Below are 25098 nucleotides of genomic sequence, written 5' to 3'. Positions count from 1 at the left end.
CAGCCGTGCATCCCGCACAACAGCAGGTGCACCTCCTTCGAGAAGGGAATTTGCCATTCTGTAAAGATAAGGTAATCTAAGTTTATTCCGTGTAAACCTCGCATTATGCCGATTTATTGCCTTCGAATATTGTTCATAAAGGCGAAGCCGCAAGATCTGACCGATCTGTTATAATGACATCAATTAATCCAAAAACGAGGGTGAATGACCTAATGAAACGTATTCTACTAATCTGTTTAGCCGTTTTTTTCCTGTTGCCAAGCATGGCCTCGGCCCATTCGAAGGTCAGCGAATCCACGCCCGCAAAGGATGAGACCTTAACGGCTTCTCCTGCCGAGATCTCCCTTACGTTCAACACCGGCATCGAGAAGCTGAGTCAATTCAAGCTGCTGGACGAATCCGGAGAGCAGATTCCCACAGGGGATATATCCGTTAAGAATTCTACGATGAACGGAGCCGTGACGGAACCGCTTAAGAATGGGGTCTACACGGTAAAATGGACTATTATTGGCGCTGACGGCCATGCGGTAGACGGTGAATACGCCTTTACCGTTAAGGCTGCGGAAGAATCCCCGGTTGAATCCGCTTCGCCATCCCCAACTGCCGAGGTTACAGAGGCTCCAGATGCGGGTGTATCTCCGGACGTATCCGAAGAGCCGGCACCGGCGGCTTCAGCCGAGGATACGGCAGCGGATACCGATACAACGGCCTCTGAAAATCAACCGGTGAATACGATGATCTGGATAATTGCCGGCGCTGTCGTTATTGCGGCCGTCGTTATTCTCGCGCGGAGGAACCGCAAATGAGTTATGTCAGCGAGGCTCTTCTGTATCTCTGCTTCGCCATTCTGACCGGCACCTTCATCCTGCGGGTAGTACCTGAGCATAGACGCCCGCAGATACATACGCCGTCCTGGCTCTTGCTCTTGTGCACGCTGGCCATACCGGTGCTGGAATACGTGCCGATTCATGATTCCGCTGTCCTCTTCGCCAAAGACACGGAGATTCCATACGGTGAGATGGTTAAGAATATTCTGCTTGAGCTTAACAACGGCAAAGCATGGATCTGGTCGGCCGTTGCTTCGGTTGGCCTTGCTTTCCTGCTTGGCCTGCCTTCCTTCCGGAACGATAAGCATATGCCGAAGGTCGGCTTGTTCATTATGTTTCTGTTAATTCTTTGGCTCGGCTATGCCAGCCATGCGACCTCGCTGTACGGGACCAAAGGATGGTTTGTCCACTCCGCCCACTTCCTTGCCGTAACCGTCTGGATTGGCGTATTGATGATATCCAGCTGGTTCGCGTCGGGCAGCCGCAACTGGGAGGCCTTCCTCGCCTGGTTCTCGCCGGTTGCCATCGGCTGCATGCTCATTGCCTTTATTGCCGGCATCATGCTCATGACGTTCACGACACCGCAGTACGTCAACTCGTGGATGCTGCCGTACGGTCAGATGCTCCTGCTGAAGCATTTGCTGATTGCTCCACTGCTGCTATTTGCGTATACCAACGGTTTTGGTTACCGGAAGAAGCTGAAGGAAAACACCGGCTTTAATCCCCTTCCATGGCTGAAAGCGGAAAGCCTGATCGCGCTGCTGCTATTTATCGTAACCGGAGTGTTGGGTCAGCAGACTCCGCCGCATGATGTAAAGGAGACCCTGCAGACCGTGTCCCCGTCCAAGCTGTTCACGACGATCTATAACGGACACTTCAGCCCGGACCTTACTCTGAAGCTGTCGGTAAGCCTGGAGAGCATTCTGATGCTCGCAGCAGCACTTGTCATGATCTACGGGTTAATCCAGATGTACAAAGAAAACAAACTTCTTCCGGCATTTGTCATGGGGCTGATGACCAGCGTATTTGGGTACTTCGCCCTCATGTTCAGCGTTGGATAATCATAGAAAAGGCGCCACATCATCATGTGGCGCCTTTTCCCGTTCTATTATTTGGTTAGCTTGAATCCGTAGATTTCCGCAAGCTGATCAAGCATCAGGTTAGCTGATTTAATCCCGCCCGAAGTATTCCAGATCGCATCGTCCACACGGTAGACGTTGCCCGCTTTTACAGCGCTAAGGCCCTTCCAGATGGGGTCGTTTGTCCACTCCTGCTCTTGCGCGGTGCCTTTCCCGTCGCCTGTATCATAGGTGAAGTAGAAGACACGGTCCGCATCGGCCTCCGGCAGACGCTCCTTCGTGATTTCATCGGCAAAGGTTTCTTTCGAATTCAGCGTCATCTCGTTACGCGCAAGTCCGATTTGGCTCGCGATGACGCCCGTGAATGTATCCGTGTGATAGACGCGCGTCTTGCCGCCCATGAAACGGACAAACGAGACGGTTTCTTTTACTTTGTCGCCGGCTTGCGCTTTGAAGTCTTCAATGCGCGCATCAAAATCAGCGATCAGTTTATTGCCCTCTTCCGTCTTGTTAAGCGCTTCGGCATATAGCTTGAAGTTATCCTTCCATGCGCCGCGAAGCGTCTCTGCTTCTACGGTTGGGGCAATCGCCTTGAGCTGCTCATAGATTTCCTCGTGTCTCATCTTGTTCGCAATAATCAGATCAGGCTGGAGACCGGCAATAAGCTCCAGGTTTGGCTGGCCTTCTTCGCCAACTACTTCGACTCCCTCCATATCCGCGGCGATATGGTCGTACCACGGGTTACCCGTGAAGGATTTAACCGCGCCAACCGGCTTCACGCCAAGGGCCAGTACAGCTTCAGTGCCTTCGTTCGTAAGTACAACCACGCGTTTTGGAGTGCCTTTAATCTCGGTCTCGCCCATCGCATGCTTCACAACGCGAGCTTCAGTCGAAGCTGCCTGCTCCGAATTTCCAGCTTTATTATTCGATGTATCCGTTCCGGCAGTAGTATTGGAATTAGACCCGCAGCCCGCTGCCAGAACAGCGATCATAATCATGCAAATTGTCAGCCACATCATTTTCTTCCCGTTAAAACGGTTCTTCATAATCTGTCTTGCCTCCCGATGATAATATTTCTCACTTGGACAATATAAAAGAAATTGGCCTAATAGTCAATAAAAATTTGAGAACGATTCTCATATTCATTGACATGATCTGACCTCTCTATTAAACTTCTTTAGGTACATACTAATTGAAAGCCGCCATCCATGAAAAAGGAGTTCACATACAGCCATGAGACTAACAGGATTAATCCTATCCCTCCTGCTCCTTGGAGCAGCCATAATTGGCAGCATTGCATTTGGCATAACCGATATTCCGATTGCAACGGTGTTCCAAGCAATCTTTCATTATCAACCCTCTAACCAAGAGCACCTGATTATTCAGACGGCAAGAGTGCCGCGTGCTCTCATCGCTGCTGCAGCCGGTGCAAGCCTCGCCGTTGCAGGTGCGCTTATGCAGGTCGTTACACGCAACCCTATTGCTTCGCCAAGCGTATTTGGCGTTAACTCGGGGGCATCGTTTATGGTGGTCGTTGCTTCCGGCTGGCTAGGGATTAACGGCATGCAGCCGCTCACCCTCCTTGCCCTGTTAGGCGCTGCAATCAGCGGTGCTATCGTATTCGTGCTTGGCAGTATGGGGCGAGATGGCATGACACCTGTCAAAATCACGCTTGCCGGTGCTTCCATTGCCGCTTTTTTCGCTGCTCTAACGCAAGGCTTCATGCTCTCCAGCGGCAAAATGTTCGATCAGGTGCTCGTCTGGCTGGTTGGTTCCGTTGCCGGACGCGACATGCATATGCTGGTCAGCGTCTTACCTTATATGATCGCAGGCCTTCTTATTGCCTTGTCGATTTCCCGCCATTTGAATGTTCTTGGCATGGGTGACGATATCGCCCAAACGCTGGGCCAGCGAACCGCTTATGTGAAATGGATGGCGTCCGCAGCCGTTATTCTGCTCGCGGGAGCTTCGGTTGCTGTTGCCGGTCCTATAGCATTCGTAGGCATTATTATCCCTCATATTGTCCGCTATTTCGTTGGCGCGGATTATCGCTGGATCGTCCCGTATAGCGCGGTGCTTGGAGGCGTATTGCTTGTAGCGGCCGACATCGGCTCCCGATACATCGCCATGCCTAGAGAGGTTCCGGTCGGGGTCATGACAGCCGTTATCGGAGTGCCTTTCTTCGTCTATATCGCGCGGAAAGGAAGACAGACAACATGAGCAAATATAAAACCTACCGGTGGGACAAACCAAAGCTATCCTATCTGCTTGAACATAAAACCTTATGGACTGCACTTATCTTGTTCGCTCTCTGCATAGCGGGCGCTATTCTGAGCACGGGGATCGGCAGCCAGTTCATCGCGCCATTAGATGTTATCAAATCAATCATTGGCAAGGGCAGCGCAATGCACGATGTGATTGTGCTAAAGCTGCGCCTTCCCCGCATAGTAATCGCCTTGCTCGTTGGTGCTGCCTTGGCTTCAGCGGGCGCCGTCCTGCAAGGACTGATCCGTAACCCGCTGGCCTCTCCGGACGTAACGGGAATTACGGAAGGCGCTTCTCTTGGCACCGTGCTGTTTCTCTTTTTCTTGGGCGGTCATGTCTCCGTGCATTGGATGCCTGTCGCCGCCATTCTTGGAGCTTATGGCGTCACGGTCATTCTTTATTTATTGGCTTGGAAGAACGGCGCGTCACCGCTGAGGATGGTACTCATCGGCACCGGACTATCCGCTGCGTTTAAATCCATCTCATATATGTTTATTATCGCCAGTCCTTATTTTCTGGCGAACCGGGCGATGACCTTTATGACAGGAAGCATCTACGGCTCCTCTTGGGTAAAGGATGTCTATACGTTACTCCCTTGGCTGATCGTATTGCTCCCTGCAACCTGGCTGATGGCCCGCCACGTTAATGTACAGGCGCTAGGCGACGAGGTTGCCGGAAGCGCCGGCGCGAATGTCCAGAAGCATCGGCTAATTTTACTCCTACTGAGCGTATCTCTTGCCGGAGCAGCCATCGCTATTGGCGGAGCCATTGCTTTTATAGGCCTCATGGCTCCGCATATGGCACGAAAGCTAGTGGGCTCGTCCTTCGGCGGCCTGCTGCCGGTCAGCGCGCTGATTGGCGCCCTTTTGCTGCTTATATCCGATCTGGTAGCGCGGACCGTATTCGCACCGCTGGATATCCCTGCTGGCGTATTCACTGCGGCTATCGGCGCACCGTTCTTCTTATACATGCTGTACCGTCACCGCAATCAATAAATAAGCTGGAGGAAGTCAACCATGAGTATGCTTGAAGCGAAGGGAATCTCCCTTTCATATGGCGGATCACCTGTTTTTGAACATTTAAATATAGCCATTCCCGATGGCAAAATTACCGTCCTGATCGGAAGTAACGGATGCGGTAAATCTACTCTGCTTCGCGCCTTATCAAAGCTGCTGAAGCCAGCAAACGGCCAAGTTATGCTGAGCGGCAAAGATTTATCGACTATTCCTTCCAAGACGGCAGCAAAGCAGCTGTCTTTGCTGCCGCAAGGGCCTATCGCGCCGGAGGGATTAACCGTGCTCCAGCTTGTAAAGCAAGGACGTTACCCGTATCAAACATGGCTTACGCAGTGGTCGAAGGAAGACGAAGAGGCCGTACAGTCCGCCCTGCGAGCAACGGGCATTGAGGAGCTGGCGGAACGATCCGTCTCCTCGCTGTCAGGCGGCCAGCGCCAGCGGGCGTGGATCGCAATGACCCTGGCCCAGCAGACGGGCATTATATTGCTGGACGAGCCTACAACCTATTTGGATCTGACCCATCAGATCGAGGTGCTGGATCTGCTGCAGGAAATGAACGAACGCGACGGACGGACGATTGTTATGGTGCTGCACGATATTAACCTGGCCTGCCGTTACGCCGATCATATTGCCGCGGTTAAAAACGGCACGATCTACGCGCAAGGAACACCGTCGGATATTGTGGAAGCTTCCATGATCGAAGAGGTATTCCATCTGAAATGCGACGTTATCAGCGATCCCTTGTACGGGACGCCAATGATTGTTCCTCACGGACGAAAAAAAGGGAAGTAACGAGGGGAAACAACGGCGAACGCTGCGCTCTTCAGGGTTCCCATGCGCCATTCGCTTCTCATAAAAGAAGAAACAAAAGGACCTCCTGCGCGAGGTCCTTTTGCTTGTTGGAAGTTCAGCTTCGAGAAATTAAGGGTTGATGTAGATTTGAATTTGATGAATAATGAAGATCGGACGTTTTTGCAGATACAAAATATGTATTTTTATGCATACATTCTAATAATTGAAAAGGATTATTTCCAATGAATTCTCGAAGACAATTTCTTTTTTTAGTAACTTCCTTTATTATATTGAGCGTCTTAACCTGCTCAAAGCTCGTTTTAACCTACTACTCAACGGGAAAAGCAACACAAACGACGTTAGCCAAGCAGTATATTACAATTGCAAAAGATATCTCGGACGGACTGGACAAGAACGCGTATGAACAGTTTCTCCAGACCAAACAGCCGGACTCCTCCATTACTCAATATCTAGAAGAGTACCGTTCCCGAATTAATGCTTTATACGTTTATACTTTGCTGCTCGATGACACGAATGTAGCCAAGGTCATGCTGGCGGCCGTTCCAACGGCTTCCGACTTCTTGCCGATCGGTTCTCCATGCACCGTACCGCCCAAACAGGTCAATCAGGCGAAGGATGGCCTGGTCTATTATACCGACATCATTAAGGATGAGACGCATGGCGTTTATCTGTCGGTTGGCGTGCCCATTGTTACCGAATCCGGCAAACTGCTTGGCGTGATGGCCATTGATATCGACGCAAGCCAGCTGGAATCCATCGGCCAGGAAGTCATTGACAGTAACAAGGTGATTTTCACCATTGATATTCTGTTTGCCGTCATACTGCTGCTTGCCTTCTTTGTTCTGAGAAAATGGCATAAGACGCGGCTCAAGCAGGATCTTTACGAGTCGGAGCAGATTTATATTTCCGAGATGGGTAAAGTGATTAATTCCATCAAGTCCAGCCGTCATGACCGAATGAATCACCTTCAGGTGCTTCACGGCTTATTAACCCTGAAGAAATACGACAGGGCAACGGATTATCTGAAGCAGCTGGCGGCCGATTCCAGAGCTCTTGATCTATCCATGAAAATCAACAATCCGGTTATCCTTATCTTGTTCCAGAGCAAATGGGAGCTCGCGCAGTCCAAAGGCATCGAGATGCAATTCGAAACGGATACCGACGAATTCAGCAAAATCGAATCTATGGACCTGGTCAAAATATTCTCCAATTTGCTTGATAACGCCATTGAAGCAACCGAGGTTTACGAAGGCAAGCTTGCGCGGCAAATCCTTGTCACCTCCCGCTCCAAAGGCTCCAAAACCATCTATACGGTAGAGAATCCCGCGATTCTAAACCCCAAAGATCAGAAGCAACTGTTCCAAACAGACGGATATACGACCAAAGCAAATCCGAACAAGCTGCGGGGCAACGGGCTGTCCATTATTGCCAAGACGGTTCAAAAATATCATGGCGATATCCGTCTTCGTTATGAGAATGAAACCGTAATTATTCAAATTACGTTGTAACGAAACAGGACCTCCCTCCGGTCAGCCGGGGGAGGTCCTGTTTCGTTATTTTTTCCGCTGGCGAAGCTCCTGGTTCTGGCGGATTTTCGCCTCCATCCCCTGCTCGGTCGCCTTGTAGATCGTTATGCCCTGCAACGTGTCCGGCAAGTACTGCTGATTCACGTGATGGCCCGGATAATCATGCGGATACTTGTAACCCTCATGACCGAGCTGCTGGGCGCCTTTGTAATGCGTATCCCGCAGATGAAGCGGTACCTCGGCTTGCCCCGCCCCTTCTATAGCCGCCATGGCTTTGCCGATGGCAACCGCCGCTGCGTTCGACTTCGGACTTTCTACGGCAAACAAAATGGCTTGCGCAATATTGTATTTGGCTTCCGGCCAGCCGATCTTGTGATAGGCATCCATTGCGGTTACCGCCTGTACCATCGCCTGCGGATTAGCCAGACCGATATCCTCGCTGCAGGCGACGATCAGCCTGCGCAGGAAGGTCATCGGGTCCATTCCCAGCTTCTCCACCGCATACAGAAACCAGAATAACGCAGCATCGCTGGAGCCGCGGATACTCTTATGAAACGCGGACAATACATCATACTGCGTGGACATGTCCGCCCTAACGGTAGGCTTTCGGATTGACTCCTGCGCCACCTCCATCGTAATCCGCACCGAGCCGTCCGGCTCTGAAGGCGTTGTAACCGCGGCTAGCTCCAGCGCATTCAGCGCCCGCCGGATGTCTCCTCCCGCCATCGAGGCGATATGTTCAAGCGCTTCCTCCTCCGCGTGAAGGGTCATAAAGCCAAGCCCGCGGTCCTTATCTGTAATCGCGCGTTTCATCGCTTCCAGCGCGTGCTTTTCGTTCAGAGGCTCCAGCTGGAACAGAGTTGAACGGGACAGTAACGCTCCGTTCACATGATGGAACGGATTCTCCGTTGTCGCTCCGATAAAGATGATAATCCCCTGCTCAACCGCCGGCAGCAGCGCATCCTGCCTGGAGGTATTAAACCGGTGCACCTCGTCGAGGAACAGGATGGTTTTCTTGCCGTACATTAATTTGTTCGTCCGCGCCGATTCGATTACTTCGCGCACGTCCTTTACCGAAGCATCCACCGCGTTGAGCTTGACGAATTCCCCCGCTGTACGCTTCGAGATAATGTTTGCCAGCGTTGTCTTCCCGCAGCCCGGCGGGCCGTACAGCAGGATGGACGAAACCTGGTCGCCCTCGATCGCTCTTCTCAGCAGCTTGCCCGCTCCGATAATATGTTCCTGCCCGATATAGTCATCCAGCGTTTCCGGCCGCATCCGGTCGGCAAGCAATCTTGCCCGCGGCGTCTCCGCTTCCTGGTATGAGAATAAGTCCATTTCTAGTCACAACCTTTATAACCGCGTTACTACGATGATAGCATACTCGCACATACGTTCGCCACCGTTCGCAATTGGGACTGATGCCATATTTTTTTTTGAAAACCTAGTCATTTCGTAGGTATTACTATAATCTTTTACCGGTAAAAGACCGATATATTTCCATAGGAATATTTTTCCTTTGTAATATCGTGCATAACGATTTACAAGCTTTGAGAGGGATTAAACAAATATAAAAAAACATTAGACAGAGAGAGGGATAAGGAGAGTTGTATTTTGTTCAAATCTGTGAAGAGCGAGTGGGAACTAGCGGTGTTCAACAGCATTTGGGTCTCTGTATGGGAGGAAAAGGGCTATGAGCTCGAGCATGCCGGTCAGGTCATCGAACGATACCTTGCCGTATCCGAGGATGGACATTGTGTAGGCACGTCCGAGATCAAGCCTTACCTGCCAGGTCTTAACGAGATCGACACGGTCGCTCCTTTCCAGCAGCACCCCAAAGTCATCGAGGATCCAACCCGCGTAGCGGAAATTGATAAAATCGCCGTCCTGCAAAATTACAGGGGGCAGCAGCCGATATCGGATTTATTGTCCTCCGCGGTCTATTGCGCAGAAAAGTATAATTTCCGTTATTTTATATCGCTGCTTGAACCTGTCTTTTACCGCGCTTTGCGGATTACCTTCCATATTCCGATGGAGAAGGTCGGGGGCAAAAGCTTCTACAAAGGGGACGATGTAATTCCGGTCCTCTTCGACATGGAACACATTTACCGCAACAAACAGCAATACGATTGGCTGGCTTATCCGACAACACCATCTACCAGACCTGCCAGCAGAGCAATGTCTGCATTATAAAAAACCTATAAGTAAAGGTAGCGATTGCGACTATGACCAGAGATCAGATTGTACTCGACAAAAGGAACCGGTTGTTTGTAAAAATTTTATGGGGACTGCTTGCCCTGGGTCTTCTTGCCGATATCGGCGCAGGTCTTGGGACGGACATGATTTTATTGCTTGCCATCGTAGGTCTGGTTAGCTGCGGAATCGCTACCTTTATGACCTACAAACGAATTTTGGTCCAGTACATTATGTACGTGGTCCCGATCATTCTCACCGCCTTAACGGTGCTGCTGATCGTATCTGATCCGCATCCGATTATAAGCACGTATTTTCTCGTTTACGTGAATATTGCCGTTATGACGCTATATGCCGACTATAAGCCCATCATCTTCACCGGAGTTCTTGGAATGGGCGTCAGCACGTATATTTTCCTCGATCCGGATTTGCAAAAGCAGTTGTTCCCGAATGACTCTTTAGTCTACCTGTTCTTGTACCTGATCTTTGCGACAGTCGCCCTCTCCTTCTCCGCCAAGTTCAGCCAAAGGCTGCAAGCGGATGTTACCGCCGAGCGGCGTGATGCGCTTGAGTCCAAGGAGCTTGCCGAGAAGGTCGTTGAGAAGCTCAAATCCATGATTCTCATTCTTGGCGAATTCAGCAGCGAGCAGAAGGGCACGGTGGAATCCACCGGCCAAATCTCCAGGGAGGTCACGACAACCTTCGCCGAAATGTCCGCTTCGATCGAGAAGCAGACCAGCATGGTGCTTAATGTAAGTGATTCCGCCCATTCGATTGAAACGGCTGTCTCCCAGCTTCGTGAAGGCTCCGCCCAATTACAGCAATACTCCTCGGATACTGCCCTGTTGACGGTGGAGGGGAACGAATTGATCCGGACGCTAACGACAGACGTCAACAGCGTGAAAGCGATCATTGCCCAGACCGTCTCCCTGATGGAGCAGCTGATTGAACAAAACGAGAAAGTAAGCTCGATTGTTGGCTCCATTCGGGAAATCTCCGAACAGACCAATCTCTTGTCCCTGAATGCGGCAATAGAAGCCGCGCGTGCAGGCGAGCATGGCAGAGGCTTTGCCGTTGTAGCCGGCGAGGTCCGGAAGCTGGCCGACAATGCCAATCTTGCAGCCGGCGAGATTACAAGCATACTGAGCACGGTCCACACTTCGATTACGGCTGTGAGCGAGCAGGTGCATCTTGGCCAACAGGCTGTAGATACAAGCTACGTGGCATCTCAGAAGGTCGAGAGCATCATCAAGCGGATTAACAACAATACCGAGCAGGTCAAGCAGCAATCCGATACGGTTGGCGAGTCTTCCCATGAGCTGTATGAGCAGTACTCCTCCATTTCCGATGAAATGACGGGCATGGCCGCTATTACCGAACAGAACATGGCTTCCGTCGAAGAGGTATGCGCGAGCATGGAGAACCAGGACGTCAAGATTGGCCATCTTGTTGAAGGTTATGCCCAGCTGGACGTCTTGATCTCGGAGCTTAAACAGTTGGTTGAGCCTAGATCGAAATAGCGACAACGAGAACCCGCAAGCGGAATTGCCGCTTTCGGGTTTTCTTGCATAAGGATACCTGTACGATAAACGATATAACCGCGCTCACCATGAATGACTTCTCGTAGTAAATCGACAAAAAAATACAAAACTTTGATATAATAATTCAACATCATAGTTGCGGGTGGTCGAAATATCGATATGAGTTTATTTAAGCTGGATTTCTTAAAAAGAAAAAAACAAGAGAACATCCCGATCCTATCAGATTTGTTTAATCCCTCTTTGTTTGATCATCAGTCAGACATTTTTCTGCTGTTCGACAGGAACGGACGGCTGATCGAGGCTAACCAGGGCTTTTCCAACACTTTAGGCTACTCCTTTGATGAGTTCAAACAGTTGACCTACAGCTCCCTATTACCTGACAACCAAAGGCAAAGAGCAAGAAAACATTACTATAAATTACTAAACGGCGAAGTTCAAATATTCGAGCTCCGCGTTCTTCATCAATCCGGTCAATTCGTTGATTTAACCGTCACGGCTTTTCCAAGGATGGTCAATGATACAAATAACGGCTTTTATGCCGTAGCCAAAGACTTGTCGGATATCAAATTAATCGAGCAGCGTTATATCTCCCTGTTAAAAAATATGTTCAGCGCGGCATTTATCATCGATCTGCAAGGTAACATTCTTGATATCAATGAAGCGGCTGTCAAATTGACCGGGTATGACAAGCACGAGCATATTCACTTCAGTCAATTCATTAAGCCCGAAGAGCTTCATGAAGCTATGGCCTACAATCAACGAGCCCTTGAAGGCGAAACCCTCTCCTTTCAAATTTCAATTCTTCATAAAAACGGGCAAACCATTGATGTCGTTACGACCCTCTCTCCGATCTTTATGCACGAACAAATAACGGGCATCATTGGGATCAGCAAAGATATATCCGACGAGACAAGAAATAAACAATTGTTTCAGATTAACAAACAACGGTATGAATCCCTTTTTGAACAAAACCCCGATGCAATCTCTTATTTTGATTTGAACGGCAACTTTATCGATTGCAATGCCGCGTTGGAAAAAATATTAGGCTACTCCCGCGAGGAATTATTGCATTCGGATTATAGGCCTTTAATTACGGAGCCGGATTTGCAAAAAGCCCAATACTACTTTGAGCAGGCCGTGCAGGGCACTGTCCAAAGCTACGAGCTCGCGTGCTTGCACAAGAAGGGCCATCTGGTGTACATGAACATCACTAAGCTCCCTATTATCGTTGATAATCAAATAGTCGGGATCTACTCGATCGCAAAAGATATCACAACCAAAAAACATGCCGAACAAGCATTAATCGAGGCCGAATCCAAATACCGCAGCCTGGTTGAAAAATCGATTGTTGGCGTCTACATCATACAAAATAACATCATTGTTTACGCCAATCCTTATCTGATTGACATGCTAGGTTATCAAGAAGCTCTTATCGGAAAGAGCATCTGGGACGTTATTCACCCCGCAGACTACTCTTTTGTGCAGCAAAATATTCAAAAGCTGAAATCCGAAACGGACGCTATCCGGCACCCTCTCCGCGTATTAAAAGCGGATGGAGAAGTACTTGATGTTGAACTGTATTCCAACCGAATCATGTATCAAAGCTCAAATGCCGTCATTGGCAGCATCCTTGACGTAACCGAGAGAAAACGAGCAGAGGAAATGAATGCTTTCCTCGCCTACCACGACTCGTTGACCGAGCTGCCCAACCGAAGAAAATTCGAAGAGATGCTTGAGCAAACCTTGGACAAAGCCAGGTCCTCCCGTCATCATTTCGCCGTTATGTATATGGACATGGACCGTTTCAAGTATATTAACGATTCATTGGGACATGCGGTTGGCGACCAGCTGTTAATCTCGATTGCCAAGCGCTTGAAGGAACAGATCAGGGAAAACGATTTTGTAGCCAGAATGGGCGGCGACGAGTTTACCGTTATCCTCCCGCATATCCGGGACAATAACAGCGCGGTTGAGGTTGCCAAACGAATCATTGAGAACATTAGAGAGCCTTTTTACATGGAGGCCTATGAGCTGTTTATCACCACTAGCGTTGGCATCAGCATCTACCCTGATGACGGAGACGATTCTTCCACACTGATGAAAAACGCTGACTCCGCCCTTTACCGCGCTAAAGAGCTTGGGAAAAACAGCTATCAGATCTTTACATCGTCCATGAATGTGCATACCTATAAAATCTTTACGCTGGAGAAGGATCTTCGCAAGGCTATTCACCGCAATGAACTGGAAATGTATTACCAGCCAAAGGTAAACATGAATACGGGCGAAATTGTCGGCGCCGAGGCATTGATCCGGTGGAATCATCCCGAATGGGGACTAGTTTCACCAAATGAATTTATACCGCTGTCTGAAGAAACCGGATTAATCCTGTCACTGGGCAATTGGGTGAAGCAAGCGGTGTGCCGTCAAATGAAGGAGTGGCAGGCATCCGGTCTGAAGCCTATCCCTGTCTCGATTAACGTCACGGCCAAACGATTCTTATCCAAAGATATCATTGAAGCCATTCAGCAAGTGTTAACTGAAAACGAATTGGATTCCCGGTACTTGGAAATAGAAATAACGGAAAGCTCCTTGTTAGAAAATGCGGATACCGTTATGGCGACCCTTGATGCCTTAAATAAGCTTGGTGTCAAAATCTCGCTTGACGACTTTGGCACAGGCTACTCTTCCCTCTCCTATCTAAAAAGATTTAAGCAATACATTAACATCCTGAAAATGGACAAATCCTTTATTCACGACTTGCATCAAGGGAGCGATGATAACGCGATTATCAGCGCAATCATCCAGTTAGCCCAGCATATGAATATGTCCGTGGTCGCGGAAGGGGTGGAAACCGAGGAACAGCTTCGCATTCTGAAGCATCTTAAATGTGATCTGGTTCAAGGCTACTTGTTCAGCAGACCCGTGCAGGCATCCGCATTCGCTGAATTGCTTAAGCAAGGCTATCTCGCGCCATTAAACAGGAGCGATCATACGGCATTGGTGAACCGGCGGCAATATTTCAGAGTGAGCCCGCCATACCCGCTTAGCGCTCTAATGACGGTTATCGAGATAAACGGGAAAAGCATTGAGCTTGGAAAAACGGAAATCGTTATAGAGGATCTCGGAGCCGGAGGATTGCGATTCTTGTCTTCCATCCAGCTTGCCGTGCATCCCGGCATCTTGTTAGAAATAGAGACTCGTATCCTTCATCAAACTATTCAGCTCTATGGCAAGGTTGTCTGGTTAAAGGAATTAGATTCCGGCATATATCAATACGGCGTAGAGTTCCAAATCAGCGAACGGGAACGAACGTCCCTGACACGCGTCCTTCACGAGCTATCCATTCAGCTAAGAAGAGACCCTCTCGTTCCGGGCTGCCATTTCATCAAGGAAGACCGCGTCCATTATTTAAGAACGTTCACCGTCTACCGCAACATCCCATAAAATCCCTTATCCTGACGCAAGCCTATCCATGCTTGCGTTTTTTTCTCCCCCGCCCCCACAGAAGGATCTTTGGGCACTGCTTACTTTGATCGGTTGATGGAGGAGAAAAGGGAAAGTATTGTCTGGAGGAGCGAAGCGCTTGCCTTTGAAATCGTGAAATGACCTTAATTTCTAATTCAAAATATCATGATTTCAACAGCAACCGGAAGACAATACTTTTTCTTGCCCTCCGGTATATCAACCAATCGAAGAAGGCCGTCCAAAAGAACGGCCTTCTCTTTATACTTCTATACCCTGCTTCACCAAAAGATCATTCACCACAACGCTCACCATGATAAGTCCCGCTACAGGAGGCACAAAAGCGTTGCTCGCCGGCGGCTGCTTCGCTTTGCGGATCTCCGGCGCGTTCTCCGGCACGATGCGCTGCGTGACGTCCTCGCGGGGCTTCTTAGGCTTCTCCGAGGAGAAGACAACCTTTACGCCCTTCTTAATGCCTGCCTTGCGCAGCTTCGTACGCACAACGCGGGCAATCGGGTCCATATGGGTCTTCGAGATGTCCGCAACTGTGAATTTCGTCGGATCCATTTTGTTTGCGGCGCCCATGCTGGAGATAATCGGAATATCTCTCTCCAGGCACTCCTTAATCAAATGGACTTTATACACGATTGTGTCTGAAGCGTCCACGACATAATCCAGATCATAAGCGAACAGCTGCTCATACGTCTCTTCCGTGTAGAACATTCTAAGCGCGATGGCATCGCATTCCGGATTAATCAGCTTAATCCGTTCGCGCATCAGCTCGGCTTTGGGCTGTCCTACCGTTGTGGTAAGCGCATGAATCTGGCGGTTCACGTTCGTAATATCAACAACATCCTTATCGATCAGGATGATCCGGCCTACACCGGTCCGGGCAAGTGCCTCTGCTGCGATGGAGCCTACGCCGCCAATGCCAAGCACGGCGACGGTACTCCCCTTCATCACTTCGAGACCCTCCGGTCCAATTGCAAGCTCCGTACGAGAAAATTGATGCAGCATAACTAGTTGCCGCCTCCCTCATTATTAAGCTTGCTTGTTACCTGCTGCAGCCGCTTCAGGCTTTGGTTTAATAACCGTACGGATATGAAGCTGCTCAAGCTGCGAGAGCTCAACGGTCGACGGTGCATCACACAGCAGATCGGTTGCGCTTGCTGTTTTCGGGAATGCAATCGTCTCGCGCAGGTTCGTGCGGCCTGTCAGCAGCATGACCAGACGGTCAAAGCCAAAGGCAATACCGCCGTGCGGAGGCGTACCATAGTCGAACGCGTCAAGCAGGAAGCCAAACTTCTCATGCGCTTCTTCCATGTTAAAGCCAAGCGCGCCGAACATTTTCTCCTGTACATCGCGTTTGAAGATACGCATCGAACCGCCGCCTACTTCGTAGCCGTTGAGCACGATATCGTATGCTTGCGCGCGGATTTGGCCCGGGTCTGTCTCGAACAGGTGAAGGTCTTCGTCCTTCGGACGAGTGAACGGATGATGCACCGCCACAAAACGTTTTGCCTCTTCGTCCCACTCCAGCATAGGGAAGTCAACAACCCATACGAATTTGAACTTGGAATCGTCGATCAAGCCCAGTTCACGGCCGACTTTCAGACGCAGGTTGCCAAGTACGTCAGCAACAACCTTGTGCTTGTCTGCGGAGAATGTAAGCAAGTCGCCTTCTTCTACGTTCAGGCGTTCTGTCAGCGCGGCGATTTCTTCAGGCTTAAGGAATTTAACGATAGGACCTTTCCACTCGCCTTCTTTAACGGTGATCCATGCCAGGCCTTTACCGCCGTAACGGGCAGCAAACGGCTGCAGATCGTCAAGCTCCTTGCGGCTCCAATGACCGCAGCCTTTAGCGTTGAACGCCTTCACGACGCCGCCGCTTGCCGCAACGCTTGCGAATACCTTAACATCGCTTGACGCAACGATATCCGTAATGTCTTCGATTTCCATGCCGAAACGAAGGTCCGGTTTGTCAGAGCCGTATTTGTTCATCGCATCCGCATAAGTGATGCGTTGGATTGGAAGCTCAATCTCTACGTTAATTGTTTCACGGAACAAGCGGGCAATCAGCTGCTCCATCATGCCGAGCAATTGATCCTGCGTCAAGAAGGAAGTCTCGATGTCGACTTGCGTAAACTCCGGTTGACGGTCCGCACGAAGGTCTTCGTCACGGAAGCAGCGGGCGATCTGGTAGTAACGCTCGATACCGCCGACCATCAGCAATTGCTTGAAGATTTGCGGCGATTGCGGCAATGCAAAGAACTCGCCTTCGTGAACGCGGCTTGGCACCAGGTAGTCACGAGCGCCTTCCGGCGTGCTTTTCGTCAGAATCGGCGTTTCTACATCAATAAAGCCTTCACCGTCAAGGAAGTCGCGGAATACTTTCGCCGCTTTCGAACGGAGCAGCAAGGTTTTATGCATTTCCGGACGGCGCAGGTCAAGGTAACGGTATTTCAGACGAAGCGATTCGTCCACTTCAACGCCGTCTTCGATTGGGAACGGAGGCGTCTTCGCCGCGTTCATGACTTCGATCTCGGTAACGCGGATTTCAATCTCGCCTGTTGCCAGGTTTTTGTTCACGGTCTCCGCATCGCGCTCTACAACCGTACCTTTAACAGCCAGTACGTACTCGTTACGCGCGCGGTCAGCGATTGCCAGCGCTTCGCCGGAGAAATCAGGGTTAAATACCGTTTGAACGATACCTGTGCGGTCGCGCAGGTCGATAAACAGTACGCCGCCAAGGTCACGACGGCGTTGTACCCAGCCGTTCAGTGTTACTTCTTCGCCAATGTTGGCTTTCGTTAATGTGCCGCACTGATGAGTTTTCAGCATCATAATGGATGTAACTCCCCTTTGTATTAGATAGTTTTCAGTTCGGAAGCTAAGCTTGCCAGCGCTACAAGACGCTGTTCGCCTGTTGCCATTTCCTTCAAAGCAATTTCGCCGCGCGCCAGCTCATCGTCACCAAGAATAGCCGTGTATCGGGCTTGCAGGCGGTCGGCCGATTTCATCTGCGCCTTCATTTTCCGGCCCAGATAATCGCGTTCTGCACGGATGCCGGAGGTGCGAAGCTCGTAGACGAGTCTTGTCACTTCCCTCTCGGCCGCTTCACCCAGCGCAACGACGTACACATCAACCTGATGGGCATTATCGAGCTCGGCTTCTTGATGCTCAAGCAGCATAATCGTGCGCTCGAGACCCAGACCAAGACCTACGCCCGGCTGATCCGGTCCGCCAATCTCGGCTACGAGGCCGTTATAACGTCCGCCGCCACCAATCGTGTCGATGGCGCCGATGCCTTCCGCTTTGTATTCAAAAGCGGTGTGCGTGTAATAATCCAATCCGCGAACGAGTCGTGGATTAATCGTGAACGGGATGCCCATATCCGACAAGTAAGTTTTTACTTTGTCAAAGTGGATGTTGCATTCCTCGTCCAGGCTGTCCAGAATCGATGGCGCGTTTTCGAAGCGAGCCTGGTCCGTCTTGCAGTCAAGTACGCGAAGCGGATTGCGCTCCATGCGGGACTGACAGTCCTTGCAGAGCTCCTCTCGCATGGGAATAAGGAAGGCAAGCAGCTTCTCGCGGAATGCTGCGCGAACCGCAGGCGTTCCGACGGAGTTGATCTCCACGCGCACGCCTTTTAGTCCAACCTCCTTATAGAAGGTGTAACCCAGCGCGATAACCTCCGCATCAATCGCCGGATCAACAGATCCAAGCGCTTCGATGCCGAATTGGTGGAACTGACGGTAACGGCCGGCTTGCTGACGCTCATAACGGAACATGGGTCCGATATAATACAGCTTCGATACATCCGGCTCGCCGTACAGCTTGTTCTCGACAAAAGAACGGACAACGCCAGCTGTTCCTTCGGGACGAAGGGTAATGCTGCGATCGCCGCGGTCCGTGAAGGTGTACATCTCCTTCTCCACGATATCCGTTGTTTCGCCTACACCGCGTTGGAAGAGATCCGTAGCTTCAAAGATTGGCGTACGAATCTCACGAAAATTAAAGCGTCGGCAAATATCGCGAGCCTTCTGCTCTACATACTGCCAGCGCTCAACAGCTCCAGGCAATATATCTTGCGTGCCCGGCGACTTCTGAAAAGCCATTGCAAACCCTCCTCAAAAGAAACATTTAATCACGCAAAAAACTCCCGCCCCTAACGACATGCCGTTAAAGGCTAATCGTTAGGGACGAGAGTTGAACTCCCGTGGTGCCACCCATATTCCGGATAAACTATCCGCTCATTAACGGTTAACGCCCGTTACACGCAGGTCGGCTAGTAGAATGATTGTTCCTCATCCGTTCACCGTCTGTTCTCCGGAAAGTCTGTTCATCCTGCCACCATAAAGACGCTTGCAGCCTAGGCGTCTCTCTCTGGATACGTGCGCGGGATTACTTTGTTCCATCAACGAATCAAAGTTTTATATACTGAGTCCTAATTCTAACCGTGTCGACAAAATAAGTCAATAGTCAATCACATTACACTAGTATGCCTCTTTTGGGACAAAAAAAAACCTGCAACCATCGTTGCAGGTCCAATCATTATATTTTTAAAAAGGGGGTCGAGATTTATTATAGGATAGCGATGTTAAAGAACCGTTATAATCTCATTACAGTAATATTACAAAATAGTAAGCGGTTCAATTACGAACATTCGTCTTTGAAAGAAAAAGCTGCCCTTGTACAGGCAGCTTCTTGCTGTTCCTACATACGTCCGCCCGGCTCGCGCCGGTTCGAAGGGAAGGCAAGGAACTCCTCCGACGTCTCCACCTGCTCTTCCAGTCTCGACAGAAGCAGTGCTTCACGGCGGTCAGTGTGGAGCAGTCTTCTGGACGAACGCTCCATTCCTTGCTCTTTACGGGATTGATGCATGACGATAGCTCCTTCTGGCAACTGATCTCCAGACTGCTTAAGAGCTTAATGCCCGGCAGCCTGCTTATCCTTATTGTTGCCAGCCGTTATCAATCTTACCCGCTCCTTATTGCTTGCTGTCGATAATAAGCGTGACTGGGCCCGAGTTCACAAGCGCCACGTCCATCATCGCGCCAAACCGGCCGGTTGCCACGACAAGACCTGCTTCGCGAAGCAGGTCATTAAAACGGTTGTATAATGGTTCTGCTTGCTCGGGACGAGCGGCTGCCATAAAGTTTGGACGCCGTCCCTTCCTGCTGTCGCCGTACAAGGTGAACTGCGAGATCGACAGAACTTGTCCGCCGACATCAAGAACGGAGAAATTCATTTTCTCGTTCTCATCTTCAAAGATTCGAAGTCCTGCTACCTTGTCTGCCATCCAGCGGATATCTTCTTCCGAATCCTCATGCGTAAGTCCGACGAGAAGCACCAGACCGTGATCAATAGCTCCCGCTACTTCTCCGGCAATCGTAACGCTTGCTTGTTTGCTGCGTTGTACAACAACCTTCACTGCGTATAAACCTCCAACTAGCTATTCATAATGCGCTGTACGGAATAAACATCCTGCACGCGTTTGATTTTCTCCACGACGGAGGACAAATGATCAATATTACGGATAAGCACCGTCATATGGATCATGGCCATTTTGTTTTTTACCGAGCGTCCCGTTACCGCCGAAATATTCGTCTTGCTCTCCGACACGGCCTGCAGAACTTCATTAAGGAGCCCCGACCGGTCATGGCCGGTAATCTCGATGTCTACGCTGTAGTTGGATTCAATTGAATCCTCCCACTCCACCTCAATCACGCGGTCTGCCTCTTCACCATCGGAATTAAACGGAATGTTCTGGCAGTCCATCCGGTGAACCGATACCCCTCTGCCGCGGGTGATATATCCGATAATCGTATCTCCCGGTACCGGATTGCAGCAGCGGGCGAAACGAACGAGCAGATTGTCAATCCCCTTCACGGTAACGCCATTCGTCGGCCTGTTCTTGCGGTGGCCCGGAGACTTCATCTCCTTCGGCTCGCTTGTCAGCTCGATCAGATTCGATTTCTCCGCTTCCTTGCGCAGCTTCTCGGTTAGGCGCGTACAAATCTGGGCAGCTGTAATACCGCCAAAACCGATCGCGGACATCATGTCTTCAATATCATTAAAGCTAAACTTGCCTGCCGCTTCCTGCAGCTTGTCATCGCTCATCCAAGCGGACGGCTCAAGACCCATTCGCTTCAGCTCGCGCTCCAGCAGATCCCGGCCTTTGGCGACGTTCTCTTCCCGCTTCTCGCGCTTGAACCATTGGCGAATCTTGCTGCGGGCATGGGAAGATTGCGCGATCTTCACCCAGTCCTGGCTTGGGCCGTAGGAATGCTTCGAGGTTAAGATTTCAATAATATCGCCGGTCTTCAGCTTATGATCAAGCGGTACAATCCGGCCGTTCACCTTCGCGCCAATCGTCCGGTTGCCCACCTCGGTATGGATGCGGTATGCAAAATCGAGAGGCACCGAGCCGGCTGGCAGCTCGATCACTTCGCCGCTTGGCGTGAACACGAATACAAGATCGGAGAAAAAGTCCATCTTGAGCGTTTCCATAAATTCCGAGGCGTCGCGGGCTTCGTTCTGAAGCTCCATAATTTCGCGGAGCCAGGACATTTTGTCCTCGAAATTCGTATTGGGCACAACCGTGCCTTCTTTATAAGCCCAATGGGCCGCGATACCGTATTCGGAAGTACGGTGCATATCCCATGTGCGGATTTGCACTTCCGTCGGTTCGCCGTTAGGTCCAATAACCGTCGTATGCAAGGACTGGTACATGTTCGCCTTCGGCATCGCGATATAATCCTTGAACCGACCAGGCATCGGCTTCCAAAGCGTATGAATAATGCCAAGCGTTGCATAGCAGTCTTTAATATTGTCTACGATAATCCGGATAGCCATCAGATCGTAAATTTCATTAAACTGCTTATTTTTGAAGGTCATTTTCTTATAAATGCTGTAAATATGCTTCGGACGGCCCGAAATATCGCCGTCGATGCCCATTTCCTCCAGCTTTTCTTTAATCCGGCCGATAACATCGGAGATAAACAGCTCGCGCTCCGCCCGCTTCTTCTTCATCAAATTCGCGATACGGTAGTATTGCTGCGGATTCAAGTACCGCAATGCGATATCTTCCATCTCCCATTTGATGGCGGAAATACCGAGCCGGTGAGCAATCGGACAAAAGATCTCAAGCGTCTCGTAAGCGATGCGCCGCTGTGCTTCCTCAGACTGGAACTTAAGCGTGCGCATATTGTGGAGGCGGTCCGCCAGCTTGATCAGAATAACCCGGATGTCCTGTGCCATCGCAAGGAACATCTTACGGTAGTTCTCATTTTGCTGCTCTTCCTTCGATCGGAAACGAATCTTCTCCAGCTTCGTCAGTCCGTCGACGAGCATTGCGCAGGTTTCGCCAAATTTCGCACGAACGAGCTCAAGGTCCACAGTCGTATCTTCAACGACGTCATGCAGCAGCGCTGCAATAATCGACAGTACGTCCATCTGCATATCCACGATAATATCCGCAACGGCAACAGGGTGAAGAATATACGGCTCCCCTGATTTGCGCACTTGCCCGTGGTGGGCTTGGTCCGCAAATTCATAGGCTTCCCTGATGCGTACCAAATCCTGTTCTTTTATATAGGCCGACGCCTTTTCGATTAACTGCTCTATGCCCATGAATGGTCCTTTCCGAACGCTTTACTCTGATTCGCGCATTTTCCGAGTTTTCTTAATATTATGCTGGAAGTAGGCATCCGCGTCAACCTGCATGCCTCACCAAATTTCGCATGTGAAAGGCTATTGCGGTTCTGCCGGAATGCGAATATGAACCGTTGTGCCTTCCCCTGGATCGCTCTGAATCGCAACGCCAAAATCTTTACCGTAATAAAGCTGAATCCTCTCATGTACATTACGTATGCCGTAGCCGACACGTTGCATTCCTTCGCCGCTAAACAGTTGAAGAATCGTCTTCTGGGGCATTCCGTTTCCATTATCTGCAACAAGCAGATGAACGACGTCCCCTTCGCGGTATCCCATTACTTGAATATCGATCTGATCCCCGCGCCAGGCATGTTCAAGCACATTCTCGACAAAAGGCTGGACAATGAGCTTAACCGTTGTGAGTTCGACAATTTCCGGGGAAATATTATAGTCGATCCGTACCCTGTCGCCATACTTAATCTGCTGAATATCCATATAAGCCCGGACCTGCTCAATCTCCTTGCCGATCGGGATAATGGTCTGCCCTTCATTTAACGATAAACGGTAAAACTTCGCGAGATTCATCACCATCTGATGCTGCTTCTCGACTTGTCCGAATTTGGCCAGCCGGCTGATCGAGGAAAGCGTATTATATAAAAAGTGCGGATTAATCTGCGCCTGAAGCGTCTCCAGCTCCGCCTCTTTCTTTTTCAAATTCGTCGCGTAGACCTCTTCAATCAGGTTTTGCGTTCTTCTGCCAAGCTCATTCAGCGAGGATGCAATGGTCGTAAATTCATCATTGCCGCTGTAATGAATCCGCCGCTGGAAATCTCCTTGCCGGAAGGATTGAAGGACGGACATCACCTTCAATACCCGCCGGGAGAAGGTTCTCGAGACGAAGGTCGCAACGAGCAGAATCAGCACGCAGCTGGCACTGCAAATGACAAGCGTCAGCAGCTTGACCTTCTTCGTATCCTTCTCCAGCACCGATGACGGCACCATCGCCGTCAGGCTCCAGTTAAGGCCGGGAAGCGGCTGGCGTATAACCAGATAATTGCGGCCGTTCGAATCATCCCACAACTGCTCGCTGGACTGCTCGGTAGCTCCGGAAGCGTACAAAATGTTACGGCTGCCGTCGGTAATATACAAAGTGCTGCCAGCGCCGATTTTGCGATAATCCACGCTTTGAAACAGATCCGACAGGTACACGCTGATCCGCATAAAGCCGATTTCGTTCAGCCTTGCCGTTTCCAAATCTACGAGCCGGCGCAGCAGGGATATCCGGTTATATCGGCTGTCATCCTCGATCTGCTTCCATTGAAGCGTCTCTCCGTACTTTTCTGCCGGGTAGGCTTGGTACCAGGGCTTATTCGCAATCCGGTTCAAATGAAGCAAGTCAAAAAACTTCCCCTTCATGACGAGCGGATCGATGTTCTTCGTGTCGTAATAGACTTCCGGCAGCGTCTCGTTGCGCAAATAAACCGTAAGCCATAAGCTGCGGTTCGTCGATTCAATGGTCTGACGGAACTTCGGGAGCAGCAGCTCTGTTGTTGTTTCATAGCTGACCCAACCCTCTTCATAATGAAGCAGCTGCTTCGACAACGTCATGTCGTAATAGAGAAGATCCGATAATCTAACGGTATCTTCCAGCTTGTAGACCACGTTGTCTTCTATTTGCCTTAATGTTCCTTTAATCGTATTGGTTGTATTGGAACGGATCGAATCCGTCATAATGTCGCTGGCGAAGTAGCCAAACACAAAGATCGGGATAATAATAAGCATCATATAGGAAATGAGCAGTTTAATGCCAAACGGTATAAATTTGCGGGAACCCTTCGTGCCGCTGAATGGCGTATGCATCATTAGCGCTGTCTCCTGAATTCGTTCGGCGTCATGCCGAAAGTCTCTTTGAACTGCCGGCTGAAATAGGGCATGTACCGGTAACCTACCTGATCAGCCACCTCGTAAATTTTGACTTTGGGATCCTTCAGCAATTCTCCGGCCTTCTCCATCCGCATGGCAATAACAAATTCACTGAAGCCTACGCCCATCTCTTCCTTAAACATCAACCCCAAGTAATTCGGGGAAAAAGCAAACCGGTCCGCCACTTCCTTCAGCGTAAGAGAACGGTGCAGATGCTCTTTCATATAAATAATCATCTCTTGAATAAGCTTTGTATGCTTGCCTTGCTCTACGGAAGCTGATTCGGGCAGAGGCGCATGCCGGTGCGGCGCACGCCGGGCAGCCTCCTTCCACTGCCTCTCTTCCTCCTGCCTTCTTGAAGCTTCATTTAATTCCTTGATTACATGGACAAGGGCTTCAACGAGCTCCGCGTCATCCATCGGCTTCAGAACATAACTATATGCCCGAAGGGATAACGCCTGCTTGACGTAATGAAAATCCTGATAGCCGCTGACGAAGATCACTCTCAGATCGCTGCAGGCCTCCGTCTCCTGAGCCTTGCGGGCAAGCTCAAGTCCGGACATGCTGGGCATATGTACATCGGTCACGAGAATATCTATCTTCCCGTCTTTCAATACCTCATAAGCATCAAAGCCGTTGTTGACGGCGGCGACAACCTCCAGACCAAGCTCCGCCCAGGGAATAAACAACCTCATGCCTTCCAGATCAAGTACTTCGTCATCTGCAATTAACACCTTATACATGATGGCATCTTCTCCCGCCAGCAGATTGGAAACGCCGTGAAACGGCAGAAC

General features: G+C 50.2%; 19 protein-coding genes. 9 read left to right on the top strand and 10 right to left on the bottom strand.

Translation table 11 applies throughout. The annotated features are described in order from the left end of the window. Positions 1–212 precede the first annotated feature (212 nt). Together M3194_RS22705 and M3194_RS22700 are read left to right on the top strand one after the other, a co-directional pair. Positions 213–806, top strand: a complete 594-nt coding sequence (locus tag M3194_RS22705) for a copper resistance CopC family protein (RefSeq protein WP_251656368.1) — start codon at positions 213–215, stop codon at positions 804–806. Next, positions 803–1888 (top strand): copper resistance D family protein, encoded by a 1086-nt coding sequence (locus tag M3194_RS22700; RefSeq protein WP_251656367.1) that lies wholly within the window; start codon positions 803–805, stop codon positions 1886–1888. Before M3194_RS22705 ends, M3194_RS22700 begins: the two co-directional genes overlap by 4 nt. A gap of 47 nt (positions 1889–1935) precedes the next feature. On the opposite strand, the gene M3194_RS22695 is transcribed toward M3194_RS22700, so the two are convergent. After that, complete coding sequence (locus M3194_RS22695) at positions 1936–2952, bottom strand: ABC transporter substrate-binding protein (RefSeq protein ID WP_251656366.1); 1017 nt, start codon at positions 2950–2952, stop codon at positions 1936–1938. 187 nt (positions 2953–3139) lie between these two features. Here M3194_RS22695 and M3194_RS22690 point away from each other — a divergent pair, with 187 nt between their 5' ends. The 4 genes from M3194_RS22690 (at position 3140) to M3194_RS22675 (ending at position 7508) form a co-directional block, all read left to right on the top strand. Continuing rightward, positions 3140–4126 (top strand): FecCD family ABC transporter permease, encoded by a 987-nt coding sequence (locus M3194_RS22690; protein ID WP_251656365.1) that lies wholly within the window; start codon positions 3140–3142, stop codon positions 4124–4126. Beyond that, entirely contained in the window at positions 4123–5166 is a 1044-nt protein-coding gene (locus M3194_RS22685) for a FecCD family ABC transporter permease (protein ID WP_251656364.1), read from the top strand. The genes M3194_RS22690 and M3194_RS22685 overlap by 4 nt, the downstream gene beginning before the upstream one ends. A gap of 21 nt (positions 5167–5187) precedes the next feature. Continuing rightward, positions 5188–5979, top strand: coding sequence for an ABC transporter ATP-binding protein (locus M3194_RS22680; protein WP_251656363.1), 792 nt, complete (start codon positions 5188–5190; stop codon positions 5977–5979). A 242-nt stretch (positions 5980–6221) separates the two neighbouring features. Further along, the gene (locus M3194_RS22675; RefSeq protein WP_251656362.1) at positions 6222–7508 is read left to right on the top strand and encodes a GHKL domain-containing protein; all 1287 of its coding nucleotides are present in this window, start codon (positions 6222–6224) and stop codon (positions 7506–7508) included. A gap of 45 nt (positions 7509–7553) precedes the next feature. On the opposite strand, the gene M3194_RS22670 is transcribed toward M3194_RS22675, so the two are convergent. Next, the gene (locus M3194_RS22670; RefSeq protein ID WP_251656361.1) at positions 7554–8864 is read right to left on the bottom strand and encodes a replication-associated recombination protein A; all 1311 of its coding nucleotides are present in this window, start codon (positions 8862–8864) and stop codon (positions 7554–7556) included. Between the two features lie 276 nt (positions 8865–9140). Between M3194_RS22670 and M3194_RS22665 the strand changes: the two genes are divergently transcribed. The 3 genes from M3194_RS22665 to M3194_RS22655 all read left to right on the top strand — a co-directional run bounded on the left by M3194_RS22665 (position 9141) and on the right by M3194_RS22655 (position 14704). Continuing rightward, the gene (locus M3194_RS22665) at positions 9141–9719 is read left to right on the top strand and encodes a GNAT family N-acetyltransferase (protein ID WP_251656360.1); all 579 of its coding nucleotides are present in this window, start codon (positions 9141–9143) and stop codon (positions 9717–9719) included. Positions 9720–9751: 32 nt separating this feature from the next. Next, entirely contained in the window at positions 9752–11239 is a 1488-nt protein-coding gene (locus M3194_RS22660; protein ID WP_251656359.1) for a methyl-accepting chemotaxis protein, read from the top strand. 180 nt (positions 11240–11419) lie between these two features. Next, positions 11420–14704 (top strand): PAS domain S-box protein, encoded by a 3285-nt coding sequence (locus M3194_RS22655; RefSeq protein ID WP_251656358.1) that lies wholly within the window; start codon positions 11420–11422, stop codon positions 14702–14704. Positions 14705–14983: 279 nt separating this feature from the next. Here the strand turns inward: M3194_RS22655 and M3194_RS22650 are convergent, their stop codons facing one another. The 8 genes from M3194_RS22650 to M3194_RS22615 all read right to left on the bottom strand — a co-directional run bounded on the left by M3194_RS22650 (position 14984) and on the right by M3194_RS22615 (position 25047). Next, positions 14984–15739, bottom strand: a complete 756-nt coding sequence (locus M3194_RS22650; protein ID WP_251656357.1) for a tRNA threonylcarbamoyladenosine dehydratase — start codon at positions 15737–15739, stop codon at positions 14984–14986. A 24-nt stretch (positions 15740–15763) separates the two neighbouring features. Further along, the gene (gene aspS / locus M3194_RS22645; protein WP_251656356.1) at positions 15764–17566 is read right to left on the bottom strand and encodes an aspartate--tRNA ligase; all 1803 of its coding nucleotides are present in this window, start codon (positions 17564–17566) and stop codon (positions 15764–15766) included. A gap of 23 nt (positions 17567–17589) precedes the next feature. Further along, complete coding sequence (gene hisS / locus M3194_RS22640; RefSeq protein WP_251656355.1) at positions 17590–18840, bottom strand: histidine--tRNA ligase; 1251 nt, start codon at positions 18838–18840, stop codon at positions 17590–17592. A gap of 598 nt (positions 18841–19438) precedes the next feature. Then, the gene (locus tag M3194_RS22635) at positions 19439–19606 is read right to left on the bottom strand and encodes a hypothetical protein (protein WP_251656354.1); all 168 of its coding nucleotides are present in this window, start codon (positions 19604–19606) and stop codon (positions 19439–19441) included. 106 nt (positions 19607–19712) lie between these two features. After that, positions 19713–20156, bottom strand: coding sequence for a D-aminoacyl-tRNA deacylase (gene dtd / locus M3194_RS22630; RefSeq protein ID WP_251656353.1), 444 nt, complete (start codon positions 20154–20156; stop codon positions 19713–19715). Positions 20157–20173: 17 nt separating this feature from the next. Next, positions 20174–22357, bottom strand: a complete 2184-nt coding sequence (locus M3194_RS22625; protein WP_251656352.1) for a RelA/SpoT family protein — start codon at positions 22355–22357, stop codon at positions 20174–20176. A 120-nt stretch (positions 22358–22477) separates the two neighbouring features. Next, a complete protein-coding gene (locus M3194_RS22620; RefSeq protein ID WP_251656351.1) occupies positions 22478–24244 on the bottom strand; it encodes a sensor histidine kinase in 1767 nt (588 codons plus the stop codon). Next, entirely contained in the window at positions 24244–25047 is an 804-nt protein-coding gene (locus M3194_RS22615; RefSeq protein WP_251656350.1) for a response regulator transcription factor, read from the bottom strand. The genes M3194_RS22620 and M3194_RS22615 overlap by 1 nt, the downstream gene beginning before the upstream one ends. Positions 25048–25098: the final 51 nt, after the last annotated feature.

It is taken from the genome of Paenibacillus glycanilyticus (assembly GCF_023715145.1).
Lineage (GTDB): Bacteria > Bacillota > Bacilli > Paenibacillales > Paenibacillaceae > Pristimantibacillus > Pristimantibacillus glycanilyticus_A.
This window is presented reverse-complemented; position numbering and strand designations above follow the sequence as displayed.

What these genes read in the sequence shown, in the direction of transcription:
- M3194_RS22650 (WP_251656357.1), bottom strand. Translation starts at nt 15,739, where the DNA reads ATGCTGCATCAATTTTCTCGTACGGAGCTTGCAATTGGACCGGAGGGT.
- M3194_RS22680 (WP_251656363.1), top strand. Translation starts at nt 5,188, where the DNA reads ATGAGTATGCTTGAAGCGAAGGGAATCTCCCTTTCATATGGCGGATCA.
- M3194_RS22705 (WP_251656368.1), top strand. Translation starts at nt 213, where the DNA reads ATGAAACGTATTCTACTAATCTGTTTAGCCGTTTTTTTCCTGTTGCCA.
- M3194_RS22695 (WP_251656366.1), bottom strand. Translation starts at nt 2,952, where the DNA reads ATGAAGAACCGTTTTAACGGGAAGAAAATGATGTGGCTGACAATTTGC.
- M3194_RS22675 (WP_251656362.1), top strand. Translation starts at nt 6,222, where the DNA reads ATGAATTCTCGAAGACAATTTCTTTTTTTAGTAACTTCCTTTATTATA.
- M3194_RS22670 (WP_251656361.1), bottom strand. Translation starts at nt 8,864, where the DNA reads ATGGACTTATTCTCATACCAGGAAGCGGAGACGCCGCGGGCAAGATTG.
- M3194_RS22635 (WP_251656354.1), bottom strand. Translation starts at nt 19,606, where the DNA reads ATGCATCAATCCCGTAAAGAGCAAGGAATGGAGCGTTCGTCCAGAAGA.
- M3194_RS22615 (WP_251656350.1), bottom strand. Translation starts at nt 25,047, where the DNA reads ATGTATAAGGTGTTAATTGCAGATGACGAAGTACTTGATCTGGAAGGC.
- M3194_RS22655 (WP_251656358.1), top strand. Translation starts at nt 11,420, where the DNA reads ATGAGTTTATTTAAGCTGGATTTCTTAAAAAGAAAAAAACAAGAGAAC.
- aspS (WP_251656356.1), bottom strand. Translation starts at nt 17,566, where the DNA reads ATGATGCTGAAAACTCATCAGTGCGGCACATTAACGAAAGCCAACATT.
- M3194_RS22700 (WP_251656367.1), top strand. Translation starts at nt 803, where the DNA reads ATGAGTTATGTCAGCGAGGCTCTTCTGTATCTCTGCTTCGCCATTCTG.
- M3194_RS22690 (WP_251656365.1), top strand. Translation starts at nt 3,140, where the DNA reads ATGAGACTAACAGGATTAATCCTATCCCTCCTGCTCCTTGGAGCAGCC.
- M3194_RS22620 (WP_251656351.1), bottom strand. Translation starts at nt 24,244, where the DNA reads ATGATGCATACGCCATTCAGCGGCACGAAGGGTTCCCGCAAATTTATA.
- M3194_RS22625 (WP_251656352.1), bottom strand. Translation starts at nt 22,357, where the DNA reads ATGGGCATAGAGCAGTTAATCGAAAAGGCGTCGGCCTATATAAAAGAA.
- hisS (WP_251656355.1), bottom strand. Translation starts at nt 18,840, where the DNA reads ATGGCTTTTCAGAAGTCGCCGGGCACGCAAGATATATTGCCTGGAGCT.
- M3194_RS22685 (WP_251656364.1), top strand. Translation starts at nt 4,123, where the DNA reads ATGAGCAAATATAAAACCTACCGGTGGGACAAACCAAAGCTATCCTAT.
- M3194_RS22660 (WP_251656359.1), top strand. Translation starts at nt 9,752, where the DNA reads ATGACCAGAGATCAGATTGTACTCGACAAAAGGAACCGGTTGTTTGTA.